Raw genomic sequence first — 19,841 nt, 5'->3', positions numbered from 1 at the left:
ACGTCGCGGGAGGCCTTGGCCCCAGAGCTCCCACCCCGCGCGCAGGCCCCCGGTCCCGGACGCCCGACGGCCCCGCCCCCCGGGTGGGGGACGGGGCCGTCGAGCCCTGGGAGGTTCTCAGGCGCTGGCGCCGGCCTTCACGACCGGGGTGTTGGCGGTGGTGACGGGGGCGGTGTCGACCAGCTTGCGCAGGGCCCATCCGACGAGGATGAACAGGATGCCCATGCCGGCGGCGAAGGCTGCGATGCCGAAGGCGATGATCGAGGTGAACAGCGAGGCCCGCAGGAAGGAGCCGTTCATGACGGTCGCGCGGATGGGGTCCTCGCGGTCGAGCTCGGCGTAGGTCTGGCCGCCGGCCATCTCCCGGGCGTGCATGTCGATGACCTCGGCCTGGAGGTAGGCGTCGATCGGGCCGTCGACGACGTTGCCCTGGAACATCGCGGCGTCCTCGCCGAGGGTGATGTTCTCGGCGACGAGCTGGTCGCGGACGACGAGGGCGGTGGCGGCGCCGGCGATGATCAGGACGGCGCCGGCGATCATGGCGATGAGGCCGATGATCTTGACGGGCTTGGCGTTCGAGACGGTGGCGTTCATGGTGGTGAACCCTTCCCAGGATGCGAGGCCGGGATCGCGCCGGTGGTCCTCGGTGAGAGCGTCTCTCGCCCTCTGGTGAATACTCTGCCGCCCCCGCAGGCCCATTTTGTGGGCCCAAGGTCCGGGAGTAACCCAGGACGAACGTCCTGATCAGAGCCGTTTTCGGGGCCTCGGCGCTGCCGATCAGCCCCGGGCGGCCTCGTAGCGGCGCAAGGCCTCGGTCCGCTCGGCACCGTGGTCGACGATCTGCTCGGGGTACCCGTGGGCGTAGCCGTCGGTGGCCTTCCACGGCTGGTGCGCCGCCTTGCCTCTCAGGTGCCGCAGCTCGGGCACGTACCGGCGCACGTACTCGCCGTCGGGGTCGAAGCGCTCGCCCTGGGTCACCGGGTTGAACACCCGGAAGTAGGGCGACGCGTCGGTCCCGGTACCTGCGACCCACTGCCAGCCGTGGTTGTTCGAGGCGATGTCCCCGTCGCGCAGGTGCGTCAGGAAGTGCCGGGCACCGTGCGGCCACCACACGTGCAGGTCCTTGACCAGGAAGCTCGCGACCACCATGCGCACCCGGTTGTGCACCCACCCCTCCTGGAGGAGCTGGCGCATCCCGGCGTCGACGAAGGGGAACCCGGTGCGGCCCGCCTGCCAGGCCGCGAAGGCCTCGGCGGCCGGCCCCGTGGCGTCGTCGTAGGCCATGGCGGCCAGGCCGGGGCGCAGGTCGGACCACGCCGAGGCGGGGTCGTGCCACAGGACGTCGGCGTAGAACTCGCGCCAGGCCAGCTCGGTGACGAAGGTGCGGGCGCCGTCGGTGCGGCCGTCCCGGTGGTTCGCGACGTCGGCGAGCAGGGTGCGGGGGTGGATCGTCCCGTACTTGAGGTGCACCGAGAGCTCGGAGGTCGCGCGCAGGTCGGGGCGGTCCCGGGCTGAGCCGTACTCGGCGAGGTCGTCCTCGCAGAACTCGTGCCACCGGTCCAGGGCGGCCTGCTCCCCCACGGGCGGGAGGTCGGGGGGCAGGTCGCCGTCGGGGGCGTCCGGGAGGGGCTCGGAGTCCACGGTGCGGCGCCACCGCAGCTCTGCGGGCTCCTCGGCAGGGCGACGCCAGCCGTGGTCGCGCCACGCCCTGGAGAAGGGGGTGAACACCTTGTATGGGTCGCCGCTGCCGTTGAGCACCCGGCCGGGGGTGACCGCGTACGGGCTGCCCGTCGCGACCAGGGGGACGCCGTCGCCCACCTCCGCCAGGGCCGCCTCGACCCGGGCGTCGCGGCGGCGGCCGTAGGGGGTGGTCTCGGCGCTGATGTGCACGCCCGTCGCGCCGATCTCGCGGGCCAGGGCCGGGATGACGTCCTCGGGGCGGCCGTGCCGGATCACGAGCGCACCGTCGAGGGCGGCGTCGAGCTCGGTCAGCGCGTCGCGCAGGGAAGCGGTGCGGGCGGGCCCCGAGGAGCCGAGCAGGGTCGGGTCGGCGACGAACACCGGGAGGACGGTGCTGTCCCCCGCCGCCTCGGCCGCGGCACCGAGGGCCGGGTGGTCCCGTCGTCGCAGATCACGGCGCAGCCACAGGATGCTCGTCACGCCCCCGACGCTACGGCCTCCCCGCAGGGCGCGCTCCCGCTGCGCCAGCCCGCCCGCCCGCTGGCCGGTCGCCCCGCCCGCCGGTCGCCGCCTCCTCTGGCCCGCGAGTCGCTGCCGCGGATGGCCCCTGCCCTCGGCCCCCGACCAGCGGCCTGGGGCAGCCACCTGCGGGAGGGGGGCGAGGGGTCAGGGGGTCACGACGAGGTTCTCGACGACGTGGGCGAGGACGGCGCGAGCCTCGGCGAGGGGGGTCCTCACTCCGGGCGTGAGCATCGCGAGGCAGAGGCCGTCCACGACCGCCAGGAGGGCGGTGCGGTGCCGGTCGGCAGGCCCTGACCGGAGCACTCCCTCCGCCTCCAGGGTCGCCAGCCAGCTGTCGACCCGTGACCGGGCGTGGGTCGTGAGGGAGACGAGGAGCCGGACCACGTGCTCGTTGCGGTCGGGCTCGAGGGTCGCGGCGTAGGTCCGCAGCCACGTCCCGAGGGCGGGGAGGGCGGACTCGTCCTCGGGCATGAACTGCAGCAGGCACTCGGTGAGGCGCGCGGCGGGGGCGACGGTCTCGTCGGTGATGCGGAGGTCCTCGACCTTGGTGTCGAAGGAGCGGCCGACGACGGCGTCGTAGAGGTCCTGCTGGGTGGGGAAGTAGTGGCGCAGGGTGCTCGGTCCGATGCCGGCTCTCGCGGCCACGCCGCGGACGCTCAGGGCGGGGAACCCGCGCTCGGAGACGATCGCGTCGGCGGCGGCGAGGATCTGCTGCCGTCGGTCTGTGGTCACGGGGTCTCCTGTCGTCGCAGCCCACCCTAGTACGGTGTGCTAGCGTTGGGTCCAGCACACCGTACTAGCACGCAGTACTACGCACGGAGCAGCATCCCGACGAGAACGACGAACGGGTCCTGAGCGGACCGGAACCGGGGGTCACCATGATCGAGAGCCTGCAGGAGTTCACCGCCACCCTGCCGACCCTGCTGCAGTGGGTCGGGGTGATGCTCGCGGGGGCCATCCCGTTCGTCGAGTCCTACTTCGGTTCCGTCATCGGGGTCGTCGCCGGGCTCAACCCCGTGGTCGCGATCGCCGCAGCCGTCGTCGGCAACATCCTCTCGATGGTCGCGCTGGTGCTCGGGGCCAGCACGGTCCGCGGCAAGGTCGCTCGGCAGCGCGAGAGCTCCCCGCGACGCGAGAAGCTGCGCAGGGCCTTCGACAAGTACGGGGTCGCGGGGGTGAGCCTGCTCGGCCAGTCCGTCCTGCCCAGCCAGATCACCTCGATGGCGATGGTCTCCTTCGGGGCCTCCAAGGACGCCGTCATCCGCTGGCAGATCCTCTCGATCATCTTGTGGGGCACGGCCTTCGGCGTCCTCGCCGCGATCGGCGTCGACCTCATCGCCTGAGCCCGTCAGGCGAGGCCGTGGTCACGGGCGGCGATCGCGGCCTGCATGCGGGAGGCGCAGCCGGTCTTCGCCAGCACCCGCGAGACGTGGGTCTTCGCGGTGGCCTCGGAGACGGAGAGCTCGAGGGCGAGCTCGGCGTTGGACAGGCCCCGGCCCAGGCAGCCCAGCACCTCCCGCTCACGCTCGGTGAGCTCGGTCAACCACGCGGGGGCGGACGGCGGGGCCGGGCTGGCGGCGAAGGCGGAGAGCAGCCGCCGCGTCACCTCGGGGGCCACGACTCCTTCGCCCGCAGCCACCCGCCGCACCGCGTCCACGAGGGCCGCCGCACCGACGGTCTTGAGCAGGAACCCCGCCGCGCCCGCGCGCAGCGCCCCGAAGACGTACTCGTCGACGTCGAAGGTGGTCAGGACGAGCACGTCAGCCAGCCCTGCGTCGACGATCGTGCGGGTCGCGGCGATCCCGTCGGTGCCGGGCATCCGGATGTCCATGAGGACGACGTCGGGCTGCAGTGCGCGGGCGTTGGCCACGGCCGCGGCGCCGTCGGCCGCCTCGCCCACCACGAGGACGTCCTCGTGCGGGCTGAGCATGGCCCGCAGCCCTGACCTGATGGCCGCGTGGTCGTCGGCCAGCAGCACCCGGATCATGAGGGGTGCCCCGCGGAGGCGATGAGCGGCAGGCGGGCGTCGACGACCCAACCGTTGACCTCCACCGGCCCGGCCTCGAGGCTCCCGCCGAGGGCCTCGGCCCGCTCGCGCATCGTCACCAACCCCCATCCTGTCCCGCGCTCACCGCCACCCCCGGTGCTGGTGATGCGGAGGTGGAGCATCTCGTCGTCGTGCTCCACGGTGACCTCGACCCCCGCGCCGTCCCCGTGCTTGACCGCGTTGGTCAGGGCCTCCTGCAGCACGCGGTAGGCGGCCTGGTCCACGACGGCCGGCAGCTCGGGCAGGTCGTCGAGGGAGCAGCCGCTGTGCGTCAGGTCGAGGCCCTGGGCCGCGACCGCGGCGAGCAGGGAGCGTGCCTCGCCCAGCCGCGGGGGTGAGGTCGCGTCGTCGGGCACGGCCTGACCGGTGGCCCCCGTCGCGCCGACGGTGCCGGTCGTTCCGGGGGGTCCCGCAGCCCGCAGCAGCATGATCATGGAACGCATCTCCTGCAGGGACTGCACGCTCGCGGCCCGGATCGCCTCGAGGGAGGACCGGCCGGAGGGGGCCGGCGCGGCGGTCAGGGCGGCCTCGGCGTGGATCGCGATCGCCGAGAGGTTCCCGGCGACGGCGTCGTGCAGGTCACGGGCCATGCGGGTGCGCTCCTCGGCGAGGACCTCGCGCTCGCGCAGCTCGGCGAGCCGCTCGAGGTCCGCCGCCCGCTCCTCGGCCAGGGCGGTGAGCTCGGCCTGCTTGCGGACGGTGAGCCCCCACCACAGGGGTGTGCCCAGCACGGCGAAGGCCTGCAGGGCGAACAGCACCGTCCCCGCGACGGTCCGTTCGGTCACGAGGCCCGCGACGGCGGCCGCGCCTATGGTCAGGCCGACCCCCACGGTGAGGCGCCGGAAGGCCGCGGGCCCGGTGCGCAGCGCGGCCGAGTAGATCAGGTCGATCAGCACCACCAGGACCCCGACGCTGCCACCCAGGGCCGCGTCGACCCCGAGCACCAGCCCACCGGCGGCCAGGGCCCCTAGCGGGTACCGGTTCTTGGCGAGCATCACCAGGCAGCCGACGGCCAGGGGAGCCAGGTGCACCCAGCTGTTCTCGACCGGCCCGGGGCCGGAGGTCCAGATCCCCACCATGCCCAACCACAGCAGCGCCACGCCGACGAGGAAGGTCACCGCGGCGTCGCTCACGACCCGCCGTCGCGCGGTGCCCCGGGCCTCGCGCCGCCACCACCCCACCGGCCCGTCCATCCCGCCATCCCAGCACAGCGCCCGCTCGGGCAGGTCAGCCGAAGGATGTACGCACGAGCACGGCCTTCGCCCGACGACGACGCCGCCCCGCTCGCCCCAGGCTCGACGTATGACCCTCGAGCTCCTCGGGCCGCTGGCCGTCCTCGCCCTCATCGACAGCACGAGCTTCGGCACGCTGCTGATCCCGCTCTGGCTCATGCTCGCCCCCACCGGGCTGCGGGCGGGCCGGGTGCTGGCCTTCCTCGGCACCGTCGCGGCGTTCTACCTGGCGGTGGGTGTCGCGCTCCTCGCCGGAGCCGACGCCGTGCTCGACGGCGCCCAGGGTGCGCTCGAGACCCCGGGCGGCACTGTGGGGCAGCTGCTCATCGGCGCGGCTCTGCTGGTGTGGAGCTTCTTCATCGGCAGGAAGCCCGTTGGCGGGAAGGCCGCCGGTGCAGGGCCCGGGAGGGGGCAGGGCCGGCTGATGCGGTGGCGAGAGCGGGCCATGAGCGGGCAGGGCGGGGGCGGTGCGCTGCTTGCCCTCGCGCTGGGGGCCGCTGCCGCGGAGGTCGCGACGATGCTCCCGTACCTCGGCGCGATCGGGCTGCTCTCGACCTCGGGCCTGGGCGTCGTCGAGCAGGTCGGGGTGCTGGCCGCCTACTGCGTGGTCATGGTGCTGCCGGCCCTCGCCCTGCTCCTGGCGCGACTGGTGGCCCGCCGGCTGGTGGAGGCTCCGCTGCTGCGCCTGCAGGGGTGGATGGAGCGCACCGGGGCGGAGACGACGGCGTGGATCGTGGGCATCGTCGGGTTTCTGCTGGCCCGCGACGCCTTGGGTCGGCTGCCGGAGGTCGGGGACCTGCTGGGCGGGCTGGGTGGCTGACGCCGGCTCGTTGCCGAGCGCTACGCGGCGCTGCCCGACGCATCCTCCGTGGGGTCGGGGAGGAGGGCGACCCCGGCGGCCAGCACGCCGTAGAGCAGGGCGGGGCCGGTGTGCGGGAGGGTCTTGCCGGCTGCGGCCCGGGACTCGCCCCGCCGGAACACCCAGCGCTCGCCGAGCACCATGAGCGCGACCGAGGACGCGACGGCCCCGACGGTGACCCCGGCGACGACGGCCTTGCCCCGGGTGTTCATGCCCTGCCACGCCTCGGTCAGGTCGACCGGCACGACGGGGTCGTCGAGGCGGTTGTCCGGCAGGTCGCCGGGCTCGACGGCAACGGTGGCCAGCTGCTCGGCGGCCTCCGCGGCACTGGCCCGCTTCTCGCGCCAGGTCTCTCGCGCGGCCACGACCTCGGGGGCCGAGCTGGCGAGGAGCACGGCGCCGATCCCAGCCTTCGCCCAGACGCGCGCCGCGCGGGACGCGAAGACGTCGGGGGTCGCGTAGAAGGCGGTGGTCGCCACCCCGGCGGAGAGAGCGGCGAGGACGCGGGCGGGTGTCGGCGTGGTCGTCATCCCCCCATCCTGACGCGGGGCGCTGACACCCTCTACAGCACCGGGGGGCTGCTAGCGTCCAGCTCCTGTTCCGACCCCCGCCACGGGGCGTGGGCCAGACCCGTTCGCGATCACGTGTTGGGCAGCATCGGTTGAGGGGATGGCGAGATGCAGAGTCGTTGGTCGGGAGTCCTGCTCACCTTCGGGAGTGATGTCCCCGAAGATCTCTTGAGTGAGTCCATCCACACCTTGATGATGCCCATCAACGAGATGGTCGGGAAGCTTGGCCTGGTCATGGAGGTCAGGGGCAGCGCAGAGGCCGGACAGGGCCTTCAGGTCTATGTGACGCCGAGCGCCTCGCCCGGCTCCGCCGACCTCCCCGACGACGAGGGGGTGCCCTCATCGACGAGGCCGAGCTCGACGAACTGGGAGGTCCAGCTGCGGTTCGACGTCGATCGTCACGCGATCAGTGACGACGTGATCGCAGCGCTCCATCAGTTCCTCGATGACGACAACGACCTCGTCGATGACGTCGAGGAGGAGGGCAGTGAGATGTGTTGCTACCTCTATGGGCCGGACCCTGTTCGACTGGTTCGGGCAGCCCGTAGAGCCGCAGCTCTCGTGGCCCTCGGCTCCGACGCCTACCTCATCAGGCGCGACCTGCATGACGAGAGCGATGCGGGAGAGCGGATACCGCTCGCGGTCGGTCCGACCAGCGAGCAGTAGGGCATCTGCGACTGGTCCCGAGCTCAGAGCCGGCTGTGCAGGTCCTCGACCCGCGAGCGGATGTCGTCGCGCACGAGCCGCATCCGTTCCATCCCGGTGATGCCGCGCTCGGACGGCTCGTCGGTGATCCACGTCTCGATCCGCGTGCCCGGGGTCGCCTCGACCTGAGCCTCGGCGCCGAGCACGACGACGAGGTCAGAGGCCTCGATCATCTCGGCGGTCAGTGCCTTGGGGTGCTCGTCCCCCACCCCCACCCCGATCTCCTCGAGGGCCTCCACCGACTGCGCGTTCAACGAGGCGCCCGGCGCGGTCCCCGCAGACGTCACGACGACGTCGTCCCCCGCCAGGTGACGCATCAGGGCCGCAGCCATCTGAGACTTGCCGCCGTTCTTCTGGCAGACGAACGTGACGTGGGGGGTGCTCTGGGGCATCGCGGGATCCGATCAGGTCGGCGTCTGACGACGCGGTGGAGAAGGCACGCTCGGCCGCACGCTACTCCGAGGAGATGACGCCGCGGAGGCCTCGGCGTGACGCGCGTTCACCCCACGGCCACCTCGGCGCCGAGCGCTGCGCCTACGGTCGGCGCCATGCGATCGACCCGCCTCCCTGTCGTCAGCCTGGCCCTTGTGACAGGGCTCGTCGGGTGCGCGTCCGGTGCGGCGTCGACAGCCGACGGCGAGGACTGGCCTGGCATCCACGGCTTGGACGCGTCCCTGCCCGAGGGCTACATCGCCGAGTCGGACGAGGCCTACCCCGACGTCGTCACCCTCGAGGGCTCTGGCGATCGGCCGACCGCGCACCTCGTGGTGGCCACGAGCACGACACCTCCGGCGGAGACCGCCATGCACCTGTGCGAGCTGGCCGAGGGGCAGGGCCGCACCTGCACGGCTGAGCCGGAGGCACACGGCGACCTCGGTGACCCGTGGTACTTGACCCACACCGACGGCACGGTGACCACGCACCAGTACATGGGCGCCGTCGCGTCCTCCGAGCTCGTGGTCCGCTTCTACTACGACGCGGACTCCCGCCAGCCCGAGCTCGAGGAGTTCCTCGACGACCTCACCACGGGCGCGGTGCCCGGCCACTAGGGAGAATCGCGGTCGTCGGCGGCTGCGCCGGGGCTCGGAACCGGGCTGGAGGACTCGACGGTCGTCGGGTCATCCGGCCGCTGGCGAGGCCGAGCTCGGTCCAAGCCCCCGATGTCGACACCCGACGGGTCGAACCTACCGACGCCGAGGTCAGGTCACGCCAGGCCACACCGGCAGCTCCACGCGCTCGGTGCGCACCGCCGTCGCGGACCGGACGCCGTCGAGGACGGCGAGCTCCACCGCCCGGGCGGCCGCCGCCTGGATCTCGACCAGGGCGCCGACCCGCGCCGCGCGATCGTCCGGCGCAGGCAGCGCGACCTGGCCCGTGGCGAGGGCGAAGACGGTGTCGCCGTCGGCCAGGGTGTGCACGGGATCCAGGGCGCGGGCCATGCCGTCGTGGGCGGTGGTCGCGGTGCGGGAGGTCTCGGCCGGGTCGAGGGCCGCGTTCGTCGCGACGACGGCGAGGGTCGTGTTGAGCGGCGGGGCAGGCATCGCCCCGCCGGGTGGCCCGGTGACCGTGGAGCCGGCGTCGGGCCCTGCGCTCGGTCGGCCGCTCGTCGGGGCACCCGCGGCGTTGACCACGACGATCGCACCCACCACGACGTCCGACCACGGCCCGCTCAGCCGTACCGACGCCGTCCCCACCCCGCCCTTGTGGCTCTGCCGCGCGATGGCCGCCCCGGTCCCGGCCCCGACGTTGCCCCGCTCGACGACGGCGTGCTCGGGCGACGCCCCGGCGGCGGCTGCGGCGTCGTACCCCATCTGCTCGTCGGGTCGGGCGTCGAAGCGACCTCCGCGGCCCAGGTCGAAGATCGCCGCGGCGGGCACGATGGGCACCACCTCGCCGGGCACCTCCGAGACCGGGAACCCGCGCCCCTGCTCGGCGCACCAGCGCTGCGCTCCGTGCGCGGCGACCAGGCCGTAGGCGCTGCCCCCGGTGAGGACCACGGCGTCAGCGGTCGGGACCAGGGTGCGCGGGTCCAGGGCGTCGGTCTCGTGCGTGCCTGGCCCGCCGCCGCGCACGTCGACCCCCGCGACGGTGCCCGGCGGGGGCAGCACCACGGTCACCCCGGTGAGCCAGCCGTCGCCGGTGCGGTGGACCTGGCCGACGCGCAGGCCCGGGACGTCGGTGATCGACGAGGACATGCCCCTCACGCTGCCACAGGTGTGCCGCTCGCCACGTCCGGAATGCCGCCCCGGGGGCCCCGGTTGCCACCGAGGTGAGCACCGAGAACCCCACCCTGCCCCTGGCCGTCCTGGACTTCGTCGGGATCGAGCACGGCGAGACCCCCGCCCAGGCCCTCGAGGGGGCGGCCGAGGTCGCTCAGGCCGTCGAGCGCGCCGGGTTCGGCAGGTACTGGGTGAGCGAGCACCACAACATGCGGTCCCTGGCCTGCAGCGCCCCCGAGATCCTCATCGCCGCCCTCGCGGGCCGCACCGAGCGCATCCGGGTGGGGGCCGCGGGGATCATGCTGCCCAACCACTCGCCCTTCAAGGTCGCCGAGGTGTTCCGCACCCTGCTGGCCCTGCACCCCGGACGCATCGACCTGGGCCTGGGCCGTGCCCCCGGCACCGACCCGCTGACCGCGCACGTGCTGCGCCGCGGCGCCTCGGTCGACGTCGCGAGCGACTTCCCCGGTCAGGTCGCCGAGCTGCTGTCCTTCCTGGGGGAGGGGTTCGCCGACGGCCACCCGTACGCCCCGCTGGTAGCAGCCCCCGTGGTCGAGGACCGCCCCGAGGTGTTCATGCTCGGCTCGAGCGGCTACGGCCCTCAGTTCGCCGCGGCCAACGGCCTGGCCGCCGTCTTCGCCCACCACATGAGCCCCGAGATCGCCGTCGAGGTGCTGCAGCGGTACCGCCGCGAGTTCCAGCCCGGCGAGGGCATGGCCGGCATGCGCGCCGAGCCCCACTCGGCGATCTCCGTGCTGACCTACGCGAGCGACAACCCCGACGACGTCCTCGAGTTCGAGGCCGGCTGGGCCCTGACCATGCGCAACCTCGGCCGCGGCATCCGCGAGCCCATCCGCCCCGAGGAGGTCACCACCTTCGCGCGCTCACCGGAGTTCGCCGCCATGCGCCGCGCGGGGGAGCACCTCGACCCGCGCATGGTCACCGGCACCGCAACGGACGTCGTCGCCGGGCTGCGGGACCTGCAGGAGCGCGCCCAGGCCGACGAGGTGGTGCTGGTGACCCCGTCGTTGGACCGGACGCGGCGTATCGCGAGTTTGGCCGCCGTGGCCGAGGAGTGGCGGGCGGTGGCCTGAAGGTCGGAGGAGACCCACGCCGGCCTCCTGGCTCGCGCCTTCCAGCACGTCGCCCCTGACGCCCAGCGGGCGCGTCTCAGCCCAAGCCCAGCACCGGGGCAGGCGGCATGCCCGGTCGCGCTCGCCACCCGAAGGGCGCGCCCGGGCTCCGGTGGGAGCCGGGGGCATCCAGCACGGTTCACGGCGGGGCAGGTCGCGCCGATATGGTGGAAGTTGTCAACGCGGCACTCTTGGAGTTTTCTTTTGACCTATGTTTAACGATTCCAGTCGTTGTTCTGTCGAGTGCGGTGGCCACCAGTGATGGAATAGCCATTACCCTGCAGTCCGGTGGTGCCTACCAGTATGAACGAGAAGCCTACTAGTGCGGCGCAACACTGCGGTGAGCGTGAAGAGTCTAGAATGCAGTGTTGCGCCGCGATCCGTGATCTTCTGCGCGTGAGAATTGTGTCCGCTCGTCGGTGCCCTATGGTCACACTTCGAGCGCACTAGTTGTGAGCCCGAGTAGAGTACCAATGGCGCAGCTTGCTGCGCCTATAAGTCTCGCTCCTAACGCCCGGGCGGGAGGCTGCTCAGGCCTGGATGTGACTCAGTACAACTGCACTCGGTGCACCATGATGTTCTGGTCATAGTTCATCGAGAACCGGTACCAGTTGCTATCATTTGGGCCACGCGTCGTCGACCAGTAGTAGGTGCTGCTAATGTCATAGTAGACCCTACCCTTTCTGGATGGCTGCAGTCGAATGGTGGTTGAGCCGTAATCCCGCCCGAACTTATTTGTGAGGGTGTAGGTTCCTGCCGCTCCAGCAAAGCACTGCATTGCCTGGTTGTCCGAGTTAATCTTGTAGTACGTGTGAAGGTAGGCTCCTCCACACGTCTGTGGTGAAACCATGATTGTCACGGGCGATGGTTCCACGATATTGTCAAAAGCCGCCGCCGCGAGCTCTCGTTCACTTGCGTTGAGCGCGAGTTGGGCCCTTGCTACGTCCTCCGGGAGTCGCTTCCAGGCCGCAGCCTGGTGTGCAACGTCTCGGGCGGTGCCCCCCATTTCGGCGACTTCTTGTGGGGTGGCAAGAACGGAGCCGGCTTCCACGTACGTGTCGTTGGCCGTGGTTCCGGCATTAGCTGGGACGGGAAGTAGTAGGGCTAGCGCAAGAGCGCCAACTACTGCCGCATAACTCGCGTACGCCTAGACATCGTGTTCCGTTTCTGTTGGTGTGCCGTAGTGGTCGATCTGCCAGTTGAGCGGTGTGGTTCTCGTGCGCTTGGACAGGGCTGAAGCTGCGCGCCAGGGCGTGGGTTCTCAAGGGGGCTGTGTGAAAAGCCTCTAGTTTGATGACGCCGCGTCTTCGAGATTGTGAATCTCGATCGTCTCACCGCTGTCCATGTCGACTATGGCCAAGGATTCCGGTGGCCATTCGGAGGAACTGGTCGGATCGAAGGTTTCGTCCGGTCCACAAACTATCCGGTCCCAAGTGGAGACAACTTCGAGCGTGTCCGTGTTGACGAGTGCAACTCGCGGGTGCTGACGCTGCTGTTCTGGCCATTCCGTGGGGTCGTCAAGTGTGTGGCCGTCAGCGTCTGCAGGTGTCGCGCTCCACCAGCCCTCGAAGTCTGGCCCAGTTGCTTCGCGAGCAGGGAACTCAGCGCATGGTGCTTCGATCTCACTCTCTGCTGAGTCCTCGTCAGTCGGTGCCTCGGCGATAGGGGCTGGCTCGTCAGCGTCTGGTCCTGGATCCGGATCGGCTGAACAGCCAGTGATCAGGAAGGCAACGCTCGCGGAAACGGCTAGGAGCCTACGGTAGTGAGAATCTCGTGCTTTTGCTTCGTTCACTGTTACTCCCCGTCTGGATCGTCGCTGTTCGACCCTGTCGTTGCCGAGCTGTGTGTTGAACCGGCTGCTGCGCGTCGGGAAGACAAGCGGAGAGTGGCGTCCCTGCTTGGATTCCTCCGGCGGAGTGGTCTGGTGTGTAGGGCCCGATGGTTGCGACGATGCAAGGGCTAGCTCCATGCCGCGAAGGCGGCCGTAGGCGTCAGGTTCACGAAAGTTATATCAGCGCGTGACTCGGGTGTATAGAGCCGAAACCGCCGGGATTTAGCCCATCTGGGTGAAGGTTGCGGTGTCGGCAGGCGCCCGCTTGCTACGGACCCTAGAGGAGCCACGGCTCACGGGGCCGGGTGTTCAAGGCCGATCCTGGAAGATGCCAGGTGGGGGTGGGACGTACGGAAGAGGCTCACCGCGCTTGCAGACGTTCTCTTCGCCGTCGGTGGCCCGGGCGAAGGGGCCCTCGGGGTCCATGAGTACCGCCATGTGGTGGTCGGCGTGGTCGCGGAACCAGACGCTCATGCCGGTGGCGGGGTCGTGGCGTAGGTGTTCCCAGGCGCGCCAGAGGGCTTCGAGGCGGATGACGGCTTCGTCGTAGCGCCACCACTCCCCGGCCCAGCAGCGGTGGCGGCCGTCGATGCGGCGCTTGTAGACGTGGCGCAGGTACTCGCGCACGAACTCATCCACCGACCCGTAGTAGAGCTCCGGTTCCTCGCCAGCCGCTTCGTCGACACCCTCGGTGGTGTCTGGGTCGTTGTAGTCGTCCTGGCCCCAGTCGCTCACAGTGCCCCCTCCCCCGCCGGGCTGGCCTGGACGGTGACCAGGTCGGTCTGGGCTTGGTGGATGGTGCGTGCGGCCTGGGGGTCGTGGGCGGCGATCGATGCCTTCACCGTGGCGGCGTGAGGGCCGGCCATCCAGGGGGTGGTGCGGATCAGGGTGGGCCGTGATCCGGAGGCCAGGACTACGGCGCGGCCTTTGGGTAGGGCTGCGAGGTCGGCGATGTCGAGGATGCGTTCGCGGTGCAGCTGCTGGGACACGGTGCGCTGCCCTCGCCCGGTGGAGGTGGAAGAGGAGAGGCGGTCGAAGTCGCCGATCATGCGCGAGAGGTCCTCAAGGAAGGCAGCTTCGCTGACCCCGCCGCCGTAGAACTTGATGTTGGCCGCCGACCAGAGCTTGCGCATGCCGGCCTCGCCCCAGACCTCGGTGCCTTGGGACCAGGACTGCAGGATCGTCATGAGCACGATCCCGCGGGACCCGTAGTGGGAGTACAGGTTCGGTAGCTCGCGCCACCGGCACACGTTCGCCGCCTCCTCGAGCACCCCCACCAACGGCGTACCCAGCCGCCCACCGGCCGACCGGGCGGCGAGCTCCTCCGCGGCCTCGACCACGGCCACGGTCAACGCGGTGACCAGCGGCCCGGCGGTCCCGCGGCCTTCCTTGGACAGGGAGTACAGGGTCCCGCCGTCGGCGCGCACGAAGTCCTCGGGGGAGAACTGGGGGCGGGGGTCAGCTGGGCTGCTGGGGGTGATCCAGGTGGCGACTTGGCGGTTGGTCAGGCAGGAGGCCATCTGCTGGGCGGTGCCGAACACCCCGCCGCGCTGCTTGTCCGGGGCCGCGACGACGCCGGCGACCTGGTCGGCGGTCAGGGGGAACCCGTGCTCGCGCAGGATGTCCACGGCTGTTTCGTCGGTGGGGCGTGTCAGCCAGGTGTAGACCGCGGTGATCGGGCGGGAGTCCAGGGCGGCGGCGAGCAGGAGGCCGGCGAGGAGGTCTTGGCCGGCGGGGTCGACCACCCATGCCGGGCCAGCTCCGGCGCGGACGTCGCGGATGGCGTCCACGACGTCGCGCTTGTTCGAGGTCACCAGCACCGATTCGGGGGCGTCCAGGATCGCGGGGACCGCCCGGGAGGTGGTCTTGCCGGTGCGAGGCCCGAAAATGCCGATGACGTGTACTACTTCAGCCACGAGCACCCCACCCGCGACAGGGTCGGCAACTTCGCCTACAAGCCACGAGTTGAGCTGCGACCCGAGACGCCGAGGAGGCGAGCAGAGTGACCAACACGAGCAAGCGCGGCTACGCAGTCGCTCCCGCGCTGATCGCTGTCGCTGCTCTAGCGGGATGTGACATGTTCAGCCCACCGCCTGCAGCCGAGGTGATGAACCGATCCGACCGCTCAGTCACCCTCACCATCACGGGTACCGAGATCGAACCGGAGGAGTTCCCCCCAGCATGGGGCTGTCTGTGCTGGCAAGCCCATCGACGGCAGAGGGGTGTGCGAGGGCGACGGGTACGTCCTGACCGACACTGCCACGAGCGAGGTTCTGGACACCTCGGATGAGCCGGTCTGCGGCGAGACCTTCATCGAGGTCAAGGAAGACGGCAGCATTGACTGAGTGCTGGTCCCACCCGCGTCCAGCGCCCCGCCCGATCAGTAGGCCCGCGACCGCGCCCTTCGCCCCGGCAGCGCCCGCGCAAACGCAGCAGCCAGCTCCGGCGCCTCCTCCTCGGTGAGCGTGGCGACAGCGACCCTCAGGAACGGCTCGCTGCGCAGCCGGAAGGACTCGCCTGACCGCACGGCCCAGCCCTGGGTGAGCAGGTAGGAGGCGAGGGCTGACTCCTCGGGCACGGGCACCAGCACGTTGAGCCCGGACCTCCCCGTGCTGGGGATCCCGTGCTCGGCGAGCCCGGAGACCAGGGCCTCACGACGCCGGGTGTAGGTCCGTTCGGCTTCGGCGACCTGCTGGCGCGCGCCCGGGTCGTTGAGCACCGTCGCGACCAGGCGCTGCGCGAGGTGGCTGACCCAGCCCGGGCCCAGCATGAGCCGCCCCTGCACGCGGTCCGCTGTCTCGTCGTCGCTGGCCATGATCGCGACGCGCAGGTCGGGGCCCAGCGCCTTGCTCATCGACCGGATGACGGCCCACTGCTCGCGTCCCGTGGTGAGGGTGGTGGGTGGTGCGCCCGCGATGAGGCTCGCGTGGTCGTCCTCGATGACCATGAGCTCGGGGGCCGTGGCGAGCACGCGGCGAAGGTCCTCGGCGCGCTCGGTGGTGAAGGCCGAGCCGTACGGGTTCTGGGCCCGGGGGGTCACCACGATGGCCGAGCAGTGCCGGGACCGGATCGCCTCGGCGAGGGCCTCGGGGCGCATGCCCCGCTCGTCGACGGCAACGGGCACCACCTCGAGGCCGAGCACGCGGAACAGGGCCAGGGAGGAGACCCACTGCGGGTCCTCCACGAGAACAGCGTCCCCCGGGCGCAGCCGGGCGGCGAGCACCCGCTCGAGCCCGTCGAGGGCTCCGTTGACCGCGCTGAGCTCGCCGTGGATGCCGTCGGCGGCGAACTGCGCAGCCATGACGGTACGGAAGGAGGCCTCGACGGGCTCGGTGTCGTAGAGCGTGTCCCCGTACACCTCGCGGCTCAGGAACCCCCCGACGTCGGGCAGCAGGCCGGGGTCGGGGGAGGAGGTCGAGAGGTCGTGGACCCCCGGGGGGAGGGGCAGTCGCACCTGCCGGGGGAGCGGGGGACGGTCGGCCACGCGGCTGCGGCGGCCGTGGCCTGAGGTGATGATCCCGCGCTCGCGGAGCGACCGGTAGGCCAGGGCTGCGGTGCCCGGGCTCACGCCGCACGTGTCCGCGATGTTGCGGATCGAGGGGAGGGGGTCGCCGTGCGTTAACTCCCCGTTACTGACCGCCCGGGCTATTGCCTCGGCGATCTGTTGTGACGATAGTGAACCCTTCAGGTCATCCGCTAACACGGTCACCAACTGTACTAGGACACTCAATGTGGGTCAACCCCCTTTTTGCGACCGAGGCCCGAGCGGCCGTGGCCGCCCTGGTGCGCTCGCACTCGCTGGCGACGATCGTCACCGCCGAGCCGCTGCGCGCCGCACACGTCCCCCTGATGCTCGAGGACGTCGACGGGCGGATGACCCTCACCGGCCACATCCCGCGGGTCGACCCCGTGGCTGAGGTGATCGCCGCCGGGGAGCGGGTGCTGTGCGTGCTGCACGGCCCGCGGGCCTACGTGAGCGCCGGTTGGTACGGCGACCCCGGCCTCTCGACCTACAACTTCAGCGTCGCCCACCTGAGCGGCACCGCGAGCCCCATGACCGAACCCACCGAGCTCCGGGCCCACCTCGTCGAGCTCGTCGCCGAGCACGAGCAGACCAAGGCCCCGGTCGACGACGGCCCGTGGGAGCTCGACGAGGTGGCCCACGCCCGCATCGACCAGCTGCTGCCCGCGGTGCTGGGCTTCCGTGTCGAGGTCGACGAGGCCCAGGCCAAGGTCAAGCTCGGCCAGAACCGCACCCACGAGGACCGCGCTTCGACCCGCGAGCACCTGCAGGCATCCCCCCGCGAGGAGGAGCGCGCGGTGGCCGACCTCATGGCCACCGCGGAGGACGCCCCAGAGCCGAGGAGGCCCGGTCACTGATGCACATCGACCTCATCATCGAGCAGGCCGACGTCCTGACCATGGACCCGTCGCGGCCCAGCGCCAGCCGCGTGGGCGTGCTGGCCGGGCGGGTGGTCGGCCTGGACGAGGAGCTCGACGGGGTGACCGCTGAGCAGACGGTCGACGCCCAGGGCGCCACGCTGCTGCCCGGGTTCATCGATGCCCACACCCACCTGCAGTTCACCGGCCAGGGCATGTCCGCCGTGGACCTCGCCGGCCAGGGCAGCGTCGAGGCCGCCCTGGGCACCATCGCCGCCGCCGCTCAGCACGCCGGTCCGGAGGCCTGGATCGAGGTGGTCGGGTACGACCAGCGCGTGCTCGGCCGGCACCTCACGGCCCAGGAGCTCGACCGCGCGGGCGGCGGACGGCGCGTGTGGGCCCGGCACATCTCGAGCCACGCGGCCGTCGTCTCGACCTCGGTGCTCGACGGCATCACCGACCGCGCCGTGCTCGCCATCCCAGGGGTCGCCGAGGGGCTGCTGCTCGAGTCCGCCCAGGAGCACGTGCGTGCCCAGCGCATCCCCTACCCGGTCCAGGACGTCGCGGGCTTCGTCGAGCGGGCGGGTCGCGCTGCCCGGGCCGAGGGCATCACCTTCTGCATGGAGGCGGGCAACGGCGGGTTCCTCAGCCTGAGCGGGATCGACCTCGCCTCCTACATCACCCTCGTCGAGCAGGGGCGGATGCCCGTGCGGATGCAGGTGATGCCCACCTCGGACGTGCTGCACCCCGTCGCCACCAACGCGCAGGACACCTTCAGCCGCGGGCTCGACCTGGGCCTGCGCACCGGGTTCGGCGGGGACCTGCTCACCCTGGGCGCCCAGAAGGTGATGCTCGACGGCGGGATGATGGTCCAGGCCGCGCGGCTCACCGAGCCCTACGTCGGCTCCGGCGGCGCCGGGCGCTGGCAGGACGACCCCGAGGCCATGCGCCACGCGATCGTCGACGGCCACGCCGCCGGCTGGCAGATGGCCGTCCACGCGATCGGGGACCTCGCCGTCGACCTCGCGATCGAGGCCTTCCGCGAGGCCCAGCAGCGCCACCCCCGCCCCGGCGCCCGGCACCGCATCGAGCACGGCGGGGCGATCCGCCCCGACCAGATCCCCGCCCTGGCCGAGCTCGGCCTCGCGGTGGTGACCCAGCCCTCCTTCATCTACGACTCGGTCTCGGACTTCGCCGACATGCTCGGCCCGGACCGCGCCCCCTGGCTCTACCGGGGGAGGTCCCTGCTCGATGCCGGGGTCCGCCTGGTCGGCAGCACCGACCGCCCCCTGCCGGGCTCCCCGCTGCGGGCGATCCAGTCGTTCGTGGACCGCACCAGCAAGAACGGCCGGGTGCTCGGCGCCGACGAGGCGATCACCGTGCGCGAGGCCCTCGAGCTGTTCACCGTGCACGGCGCGTGGGTCGCGGGCCTCGAGAACTGCCTCGGCAGGGTCTCCCGCGGCTACCTCGCCGACCTGTGCCTGCTGGGGGCCAACCCGCTGACCGTCCCCACCGAGCAGATCGCCGAGATCCCCGTGCTGGCCACGGCCGTAGGAGGTGAGCTTGCATGGAGCTGAACCACGCGAGCCCCCTGACGGTCTCGGTCCCCTACCCCTACTACCTGGACCCTCTGCGTGAGCGGGCCGCCCGGGGCGAGCTGGGCGACGTCAGGCTGGTCGGCTGGGACGCGGTGGGCGAGCCGACCGAGGGCGTGGCCGTGGACGAGCTCGACGTCGTCGTGCTGCCCTTCCACTCGACCAGCCTGACCCCCTCCCACGACTACGTCAGCACCCACGTGCTGCGCGAGACCCTGCCCGCCGCGACCCGGGCCCGCCTGGTCCAGGCGCCCTCGATCGGCGTCGAGGGCCTGGTCGAGTGCCTGCCCCCCGGCGCGGTGCTGAGCAACGCGGTCGGCGTCATGGAGCAGCCCACCGCCGAGCTCGCGGTGACCCTGCTGCTCGCCGTGCGCCGAGAGATCCCGGGGTTCGTCCAGGCCGACCGGTGGACCAACCACCGCACCCCCGGGCTGCTCGGGTCACGCGTGATGCTGGTCGGCTACGGCGGCATCGGCCAGGCGATCGAGGCCCGCCTCGCCGGGTTCGGCGTCGAGGTGGTCCGGGTCGCGAGCCGGGCCCGCACCACCGAGGACGGCGGCACGGTGCACGCGATCGCCGACGCCACGGCCCTGCTGCCGGGGGTCGACGCCGTCCTCTGCTCGGTGCCCCTGAACGGGGCCACCCGCGGCCTGGTCGACGCCGAGTTCCTCGCGGCGATGCCCGACGGCGCCGTCCTGGTGAACGTCGGGCGGGGACCGGTCGTGGACACCGAGGCCCTGGTCGCCGAGCTCCGCCAGGGCCGCCTCCTCGCGGCCCTCGATGTGACCGACCCCGAGCCGCTGCCCCCGGGGCACGAGCTGTTCAGCACGCCGGGCCTGCTCGTCACCCCGCACGTCGGCGGCAACACCCACGCCTCCCTCCGCCTGCAGGTGGACCTGCTCGCCGATCAGGTGCTGCGGGTGGCCGCAGGCCGCAGGCCACGCAACGTCGTGGGTCCGGTGGGCGCCATGACCTGACCCCGCGACCACCCTTGCACCGCACCGCACCGCGCCTCCGCACCCTCCCTCGCACGACCAGGCCCCACCACCCGGCACCACCGACCGACCGA

The 19,841-nt window shown here is 71.8% G+C and carries 20 protein-coding genes; 8 read left to right on the top strand and 12 right to left on the bottom strand.

Annotated features, from left to right (window positions below; translation table 11 throughout):
* Positions 1-117 precede the first annotated feature (117 nt).
* The 3 genes from J4G33_RS04875 to J4G33_RS04865 all read right to left on the bottom strand — a co-directional run bounded on the left by J4G33_RS04875 (position 118) and on the right by J4G33_RS04865 (position 2,934).
* Positions 118-594, bottom strand: coding sequence for an aromatic ring-opening dioxygenase LigA (locus tag J4G33_RS04875; RefSeq protein ID WP_208054819.1), 477 nt, complete (start codon positions 592-594; stop codon positions 118-120).
* A 183-nt stretch (positions 595-777) separates the two neighbouring features.
* Positions 778-2,160: a cryptochrome/photolyase family protein gene (locus J4G33_RS04870; protein WP_208054818.1), complete on the bottom strand. Its 1,383-nt coding sequence runs from the start codon at positions 2,158-2,160 to the stop codon at positions 778-780.
* 186 nt (positions 2,161-2,346) lie between these two features.
* Positions 2,347-2,934 (bottom strand): TetR/AcrR family transcriptional regulator, encoded by a 588-nt coding sequence (locus tag J4G33_RS04865; protein ID WP_208054817.1) that lies wholly within the window; start codon positions 2,932-2,934, stop codon positions 2,347-2,349.
* A 146-nt stretch (positions 2,935-3,080) separates the two neighbouring features.
* Here J4G33_RS04865 and J4G33_RS04860 point away from each other — a divergent pair, with 146 nt between their 5' ends.
* Positions 3,081-3,545: a hypothetical protein gene (locus J4G33_RS04860; protein ID WP_208054816.1), complete on the top strand. Its 465-nt coding sequence runs from the start codon at positions 3,081-3,083 to the stop codon at positions 3,543-3,545.
* A 5-nt stretch (positions 3,546-3,550) separates the two neighbouring features.
* Here the strand turns inward: J4G33_RS04860 and J4G33_RS04855 are convergent, their stop codons facing one another.
* Together J4G33_RS04855 and J4G33_RS04850 are read right to left on the bottom strand one after the other, a co-directional pair.
* Positions 3,551-4,189, bottom strand: a complete 639-nt coding sequence (locus J4G33_RS04855; protein ID WP_208054815.1) for a response regulator — start codon at positions 4,187-4,189, stop codon at positions 3,551-3,553.
* Positions 4,186-5,442: a sensor histidine kinase gene (locus J4G33_RS04850; RefSeq protein WP_208054814.1), complete on the bottom strand. Its 1,257-nt coding sequence runs from the start codon at positions 5,440-5,442 to the stop codon at positions 4,186-4,188. The genes J4G33_RS04855 and J4G33_RS04850 overlap by 4 nt, the downstream gene beginning before the upstream one ends.
* A gap of 109 nt (positions 5,443-5,551) precedes the next feature.
* On the opposite strand from J4G33_RS04850, the gene J4G33_RS04845 reads away from it, so the two are divergent.
* Positions 5,552-6,301 (top strand): GAP family protein, encoded by a 750-nt coding sequence (locus tag J4G33_RS04845; protein ID WP_208054813.1) that lies wholly within the window; start codon positions 5,552-5,554, stop codon positions 6,299-6,301.
* A 20-nt stretch (positions 6,302-6,321) separates the two neighbouring features.
* Here J4G33_RS04845 and J4G33_RS04840 read toward each other — a convergent pair whose 3' ends face one another.
* Positions 6,322-6,870: a hypothetical protein gene (locus tag J4G33_RS04840; protein WP_208054812.1), complete on the bottom strand. Its 549-nt coding sequence runs from the start codon at positions 6,868-6,870 to the stop codon at positions 6,322-6,324.
* A 234-nt stretch (positions 6,871-7,104) separates the two neighbouring features.
* Between J4G33_RS04840 and J4G33_RS04835 the strand changes: the two genes are divergently transcribed.
* Positions 7,105-7,575 (top strand): hypothetical protein, encoded by a 471-nt coding sequence (locus tag J4G33_RS04835; protein ID WP_208054811.1) that lies wholly within the window; start codon positions 7,105-7,107, stop codon positions 7,573-7,575.
* A gap of 23 nt (positions 7,576-7,598) precedes the next feature.
* Here J4G33_RS04835 and J4G33_RS04830 read toward each other — a convergent pair whose 3' ends face one another.
* A complete protein-coding gene (locus J4G33_RS04830; protein ID WP_208054810.1) occupies positions 7,599-8,006 on the bottom strand; it encodes an arsenate-mycothiol transferase ArsC in 408 nt (135 codons plus the stop codon).
* Positions 8,007-8,162: 156 nt separating this feature from the next.
* Between J4G33_RS04830 and J4G33_RS04825 the strand changes: the two genes are divergently transcribed.
* Positions 8,163-8,663, top strand: a complete 501-nt coding sequence (locus tag J4G33_RS04825) for a hypothetical protein (protein ID WP_208054809.1) — start codon at positions 8,163-8,165, stop codon at positions 8,661-8,663.
* A 150-nt stretch (positions 8,664-8,813) separates the two neighbouring features.
* On the opposite strand, the gene J4G33_RS04820 is transcribed toward J4G33_RS04825, so the two are convergent.
* Positions 8,814-9,809 (bottom strand): P1 family peptidase, encoded by a 996-nt coding sequence (locus tag J4G33_RS04820; RefSeq protein ID WP_208054808.1) that lies wholly within the window; start codon positions 9,807-9,809, stop codon positions 8,814-8,816.
* Between the two features lie 74 nt (positions 9,810-9,883).
* On the opposite strand from J4G33_RS04820, the gene J4G33_RS04815 reads away from it, so the two are divergent.
* On the top strand, positions 9,884-10,927 hold the full coding sequence (locus tag J4G33_RS04815) for an LLM class flavin-dependent oxidoreductase (protein WP_208054807.1): 1,044 nt from the start codon (positions 9,884-9,886) through the stop codon (positions 10,925-10,927).
* A 586-nt stretch (positions 10,928-11,513) separates the two neighbouring features.
* Here the strand turns inward: J4G33_RS04815 and J4G33_RS04810 are convergent.
* The 4 genes from J4G33_RS04810 to J4G33_RS04795 all read right to left on the bottom strand — a co-directional run bounded on the left by J4G33_RS04810 (position 11,514) and on the right by J4G33_RS04795 (position 16,500).
* The gene (locus J4G33_RS04810; protein ID WP_208054806.1) at positions 11,514-12,017 is read right to left on the bottom strand and encodes a hypothetical protein; all 504 of its coding nucleotides are present in this window, start codon (positions 12,015-12,017) and stop codon (positions 11,514-11,516) included.
* A gap of 1,089 nt (positions 12,018-13,106) precedes the next feature.
* Positions 13,107-13,532, bottom strand: a complete 426-nt coding sequence (locus J4G33_RS17410) for a DUF4913 domain-containing protein (RefSeq protein ID WP_208054805.1) — start codon at positions 13,530-13,532, stop codon at positions 13,107-13,109.
* Positions 13,529-14,713: a type IV secretory system conjugative DNA transfer family protein gene (locus tag J4G33_RS17725; RefSeq protein ID WP_307793753.1), complete on the bottom strand. Its 1,185-nt coding sequence runs from the start codon at positions 14,711-14,713 to the stop codon at positions 13,529-13,531. Before J4G33_RS17725 ends, J4G33_RS17410 begins: the two co-directional genes overlap by 4 nt.
* A 464-nt stretch (positions 14,714-15,177) precedes the next feature.
* Entirely contained in the window at positions 15,178-16,500 is a 1,323-nt protein-coding gene (locus J4G33_RS04795; protein ID WP_208054804.1) for an aminotransferase class I/II-fold pyridoxal phosphate-dependent enzyme, read from the bottom strand.
* Positions 16,501-16,526: 26 nt separating this feature from the next.
* On the opposite strand from J4G33_RS04795, the gene J4G33_RS04790 reads away from it, so the two are divergent.
* From J4G33_RS04790 to J4G33_RS04780, 3 genes are read left to right on the top strand one after another with little or no spacing between them, the layout of a single operon-like run.
* Positions 16,527-17,177 (top strand): FMN-binding negative transcriptional regulator, encoded by a 651-nt coding sequence (locus J4G33_RS04790; RefSeq protein WP_208054803.1) that lies wholly within the window; start codon positions 16,527-16,529, stop codon positions 17,175-17,177.
* Positions 17,177-18,754 carry an amidohydrolase gene (locus tag J4G33_RS04785; protein WP_208054802.1) on the top strand — a complete coding sequence of 526 codons (1,578 nt, stop codon included), beginning with the start codon at positions 17,177-17,179 and terminating at the stop codon, positions 18,752-18,754. The genes J4G33_RS04790 and J4G33_RS04785 overlap by 1 nt, the downstream gene beginning before the upstream one ends.
* Entirely contained in the window at positions 18,745-19,749 is a 1,005-nt protein-coding gene (locus tag J4G33_RS04780; protein ID WP_208054801.1) for an NAD(P)-dependent oxidoreductase, read from the top strand. Before J4G33_RS04785 ends, J4G33_RS04780 begins: the two co-directional genes overlap by 10 nt.
* The last annotated feature ends 92 nt before the right edge of the window (positions 19,750-19,841 follow it).

The organism is Actinotalea soli (genome assembly GCF_017565425.1).
Lineage (GTDB): Bacteria > Actinomycetota > Actinomycetes > Actinomycetales > Cellulomonadaceae > Actinotalea > Actinotalea soli.
This window is presented reverse-complemented; position numbering and strand designations above follow the sequence as displayed.

Excerpts from the sequence above, each read along its gene's own strand:
- J4G33_RS04820 (WP_208054808.1), bottom strand. The coding sequence starts at position 9,809 with ATGTCCTCGTCGATCACCGACGTCCCGGGCCTGCGCGTCGGCCAGGTC.
- J4G33_RS04790 (WP_208054803.1), top strand. The coding sequence starts at position 16,527 with ATGTGGGTCAACCCCCTTTTTGCGACCGAGGCCCGAGCGGCCGTGGCC.
- J4G33_RS04860 (WP_208054816.1), top strand. The coding sequence starts at position 3,081 with ATGATCGAGAGCCTGCAGGAGTTCACCGCCACCCTGCCGACCCTGCTG.
- J4G33_RS04830 (WP_208054810.1), bottom strand. The coding sequence starts at position 8,006 with ATGCCCCAGAGCACCCCCCACGTCACGTTCGTCTGCCAGAAGAACGGC.
- J4G33_RS04840 (WP_208054812.1), bottom strand. The coding sequence starts at position 6,870 with ATGACGACCACGCCGACACCCGCCCGCGTCCTCGCCGCTCTCTCCGCC.
- J4G33_RS04845 (WP_208054813.1), top strand. The coding sequence starts at position 5,552 with ATGACCCTCGAGCTCCTCGGGCCGCTGGCCGTCCTCGCCCTCATCGAC.
- J4G33_RS04855 (WP_208054815.1), bottom strand. The coding sequence starts at position 4,189 with ATGATCCGGGTGCTGCTGGCCGACGACCACGCGGCCATCAGGTCAGGG.
- J4G33_RS04850 (WP_208054814.1), bottom strand. The coding sequence starts at position 5,442 with ATGGACGGGCCGGTGGGGTGGTGGCGGCGCGAGGCCCGGGGCACCGCG.
- J4G33_RS04835 (WP_208054811.1), top strand. The coding sequence starts at position 7,105 with ATGCCCATCAACGAGATGGTCGGGAAGCTTGGCCTGGTCATGGAGGTC.
- J4G33_RS04875 (WP_208054819.1), bottom strand. The coding sequence starts at position 594 with ATGAACGCCACCGTCTCGAACGCCAAGCCCGTCAAGATCATCGGCCTC.
- J4G33_RS04785 (WP_208054802.1), top strand. The coding sequence starts at position 17,177 with ATGCACATCGACCTCATCATCGAGCAGGCCGACGTCCTGACCATGGAC.
- J4G33_RS04825 (WP_208054809.1), top strand. The coding sequence starts at position 8,163 with ATGCGATCGACCCGCCTCCCTGTCGTCAGCCTGGCCCTTGTGACAGGG.
- J4G33_RS04780 (WP_208054801.1), top strand. The coding sequence starts at position 18,745 with ATGGAGCTGAACCACGCGAGCCCCCTGACGGTCTCGGTCCCCTACCCC.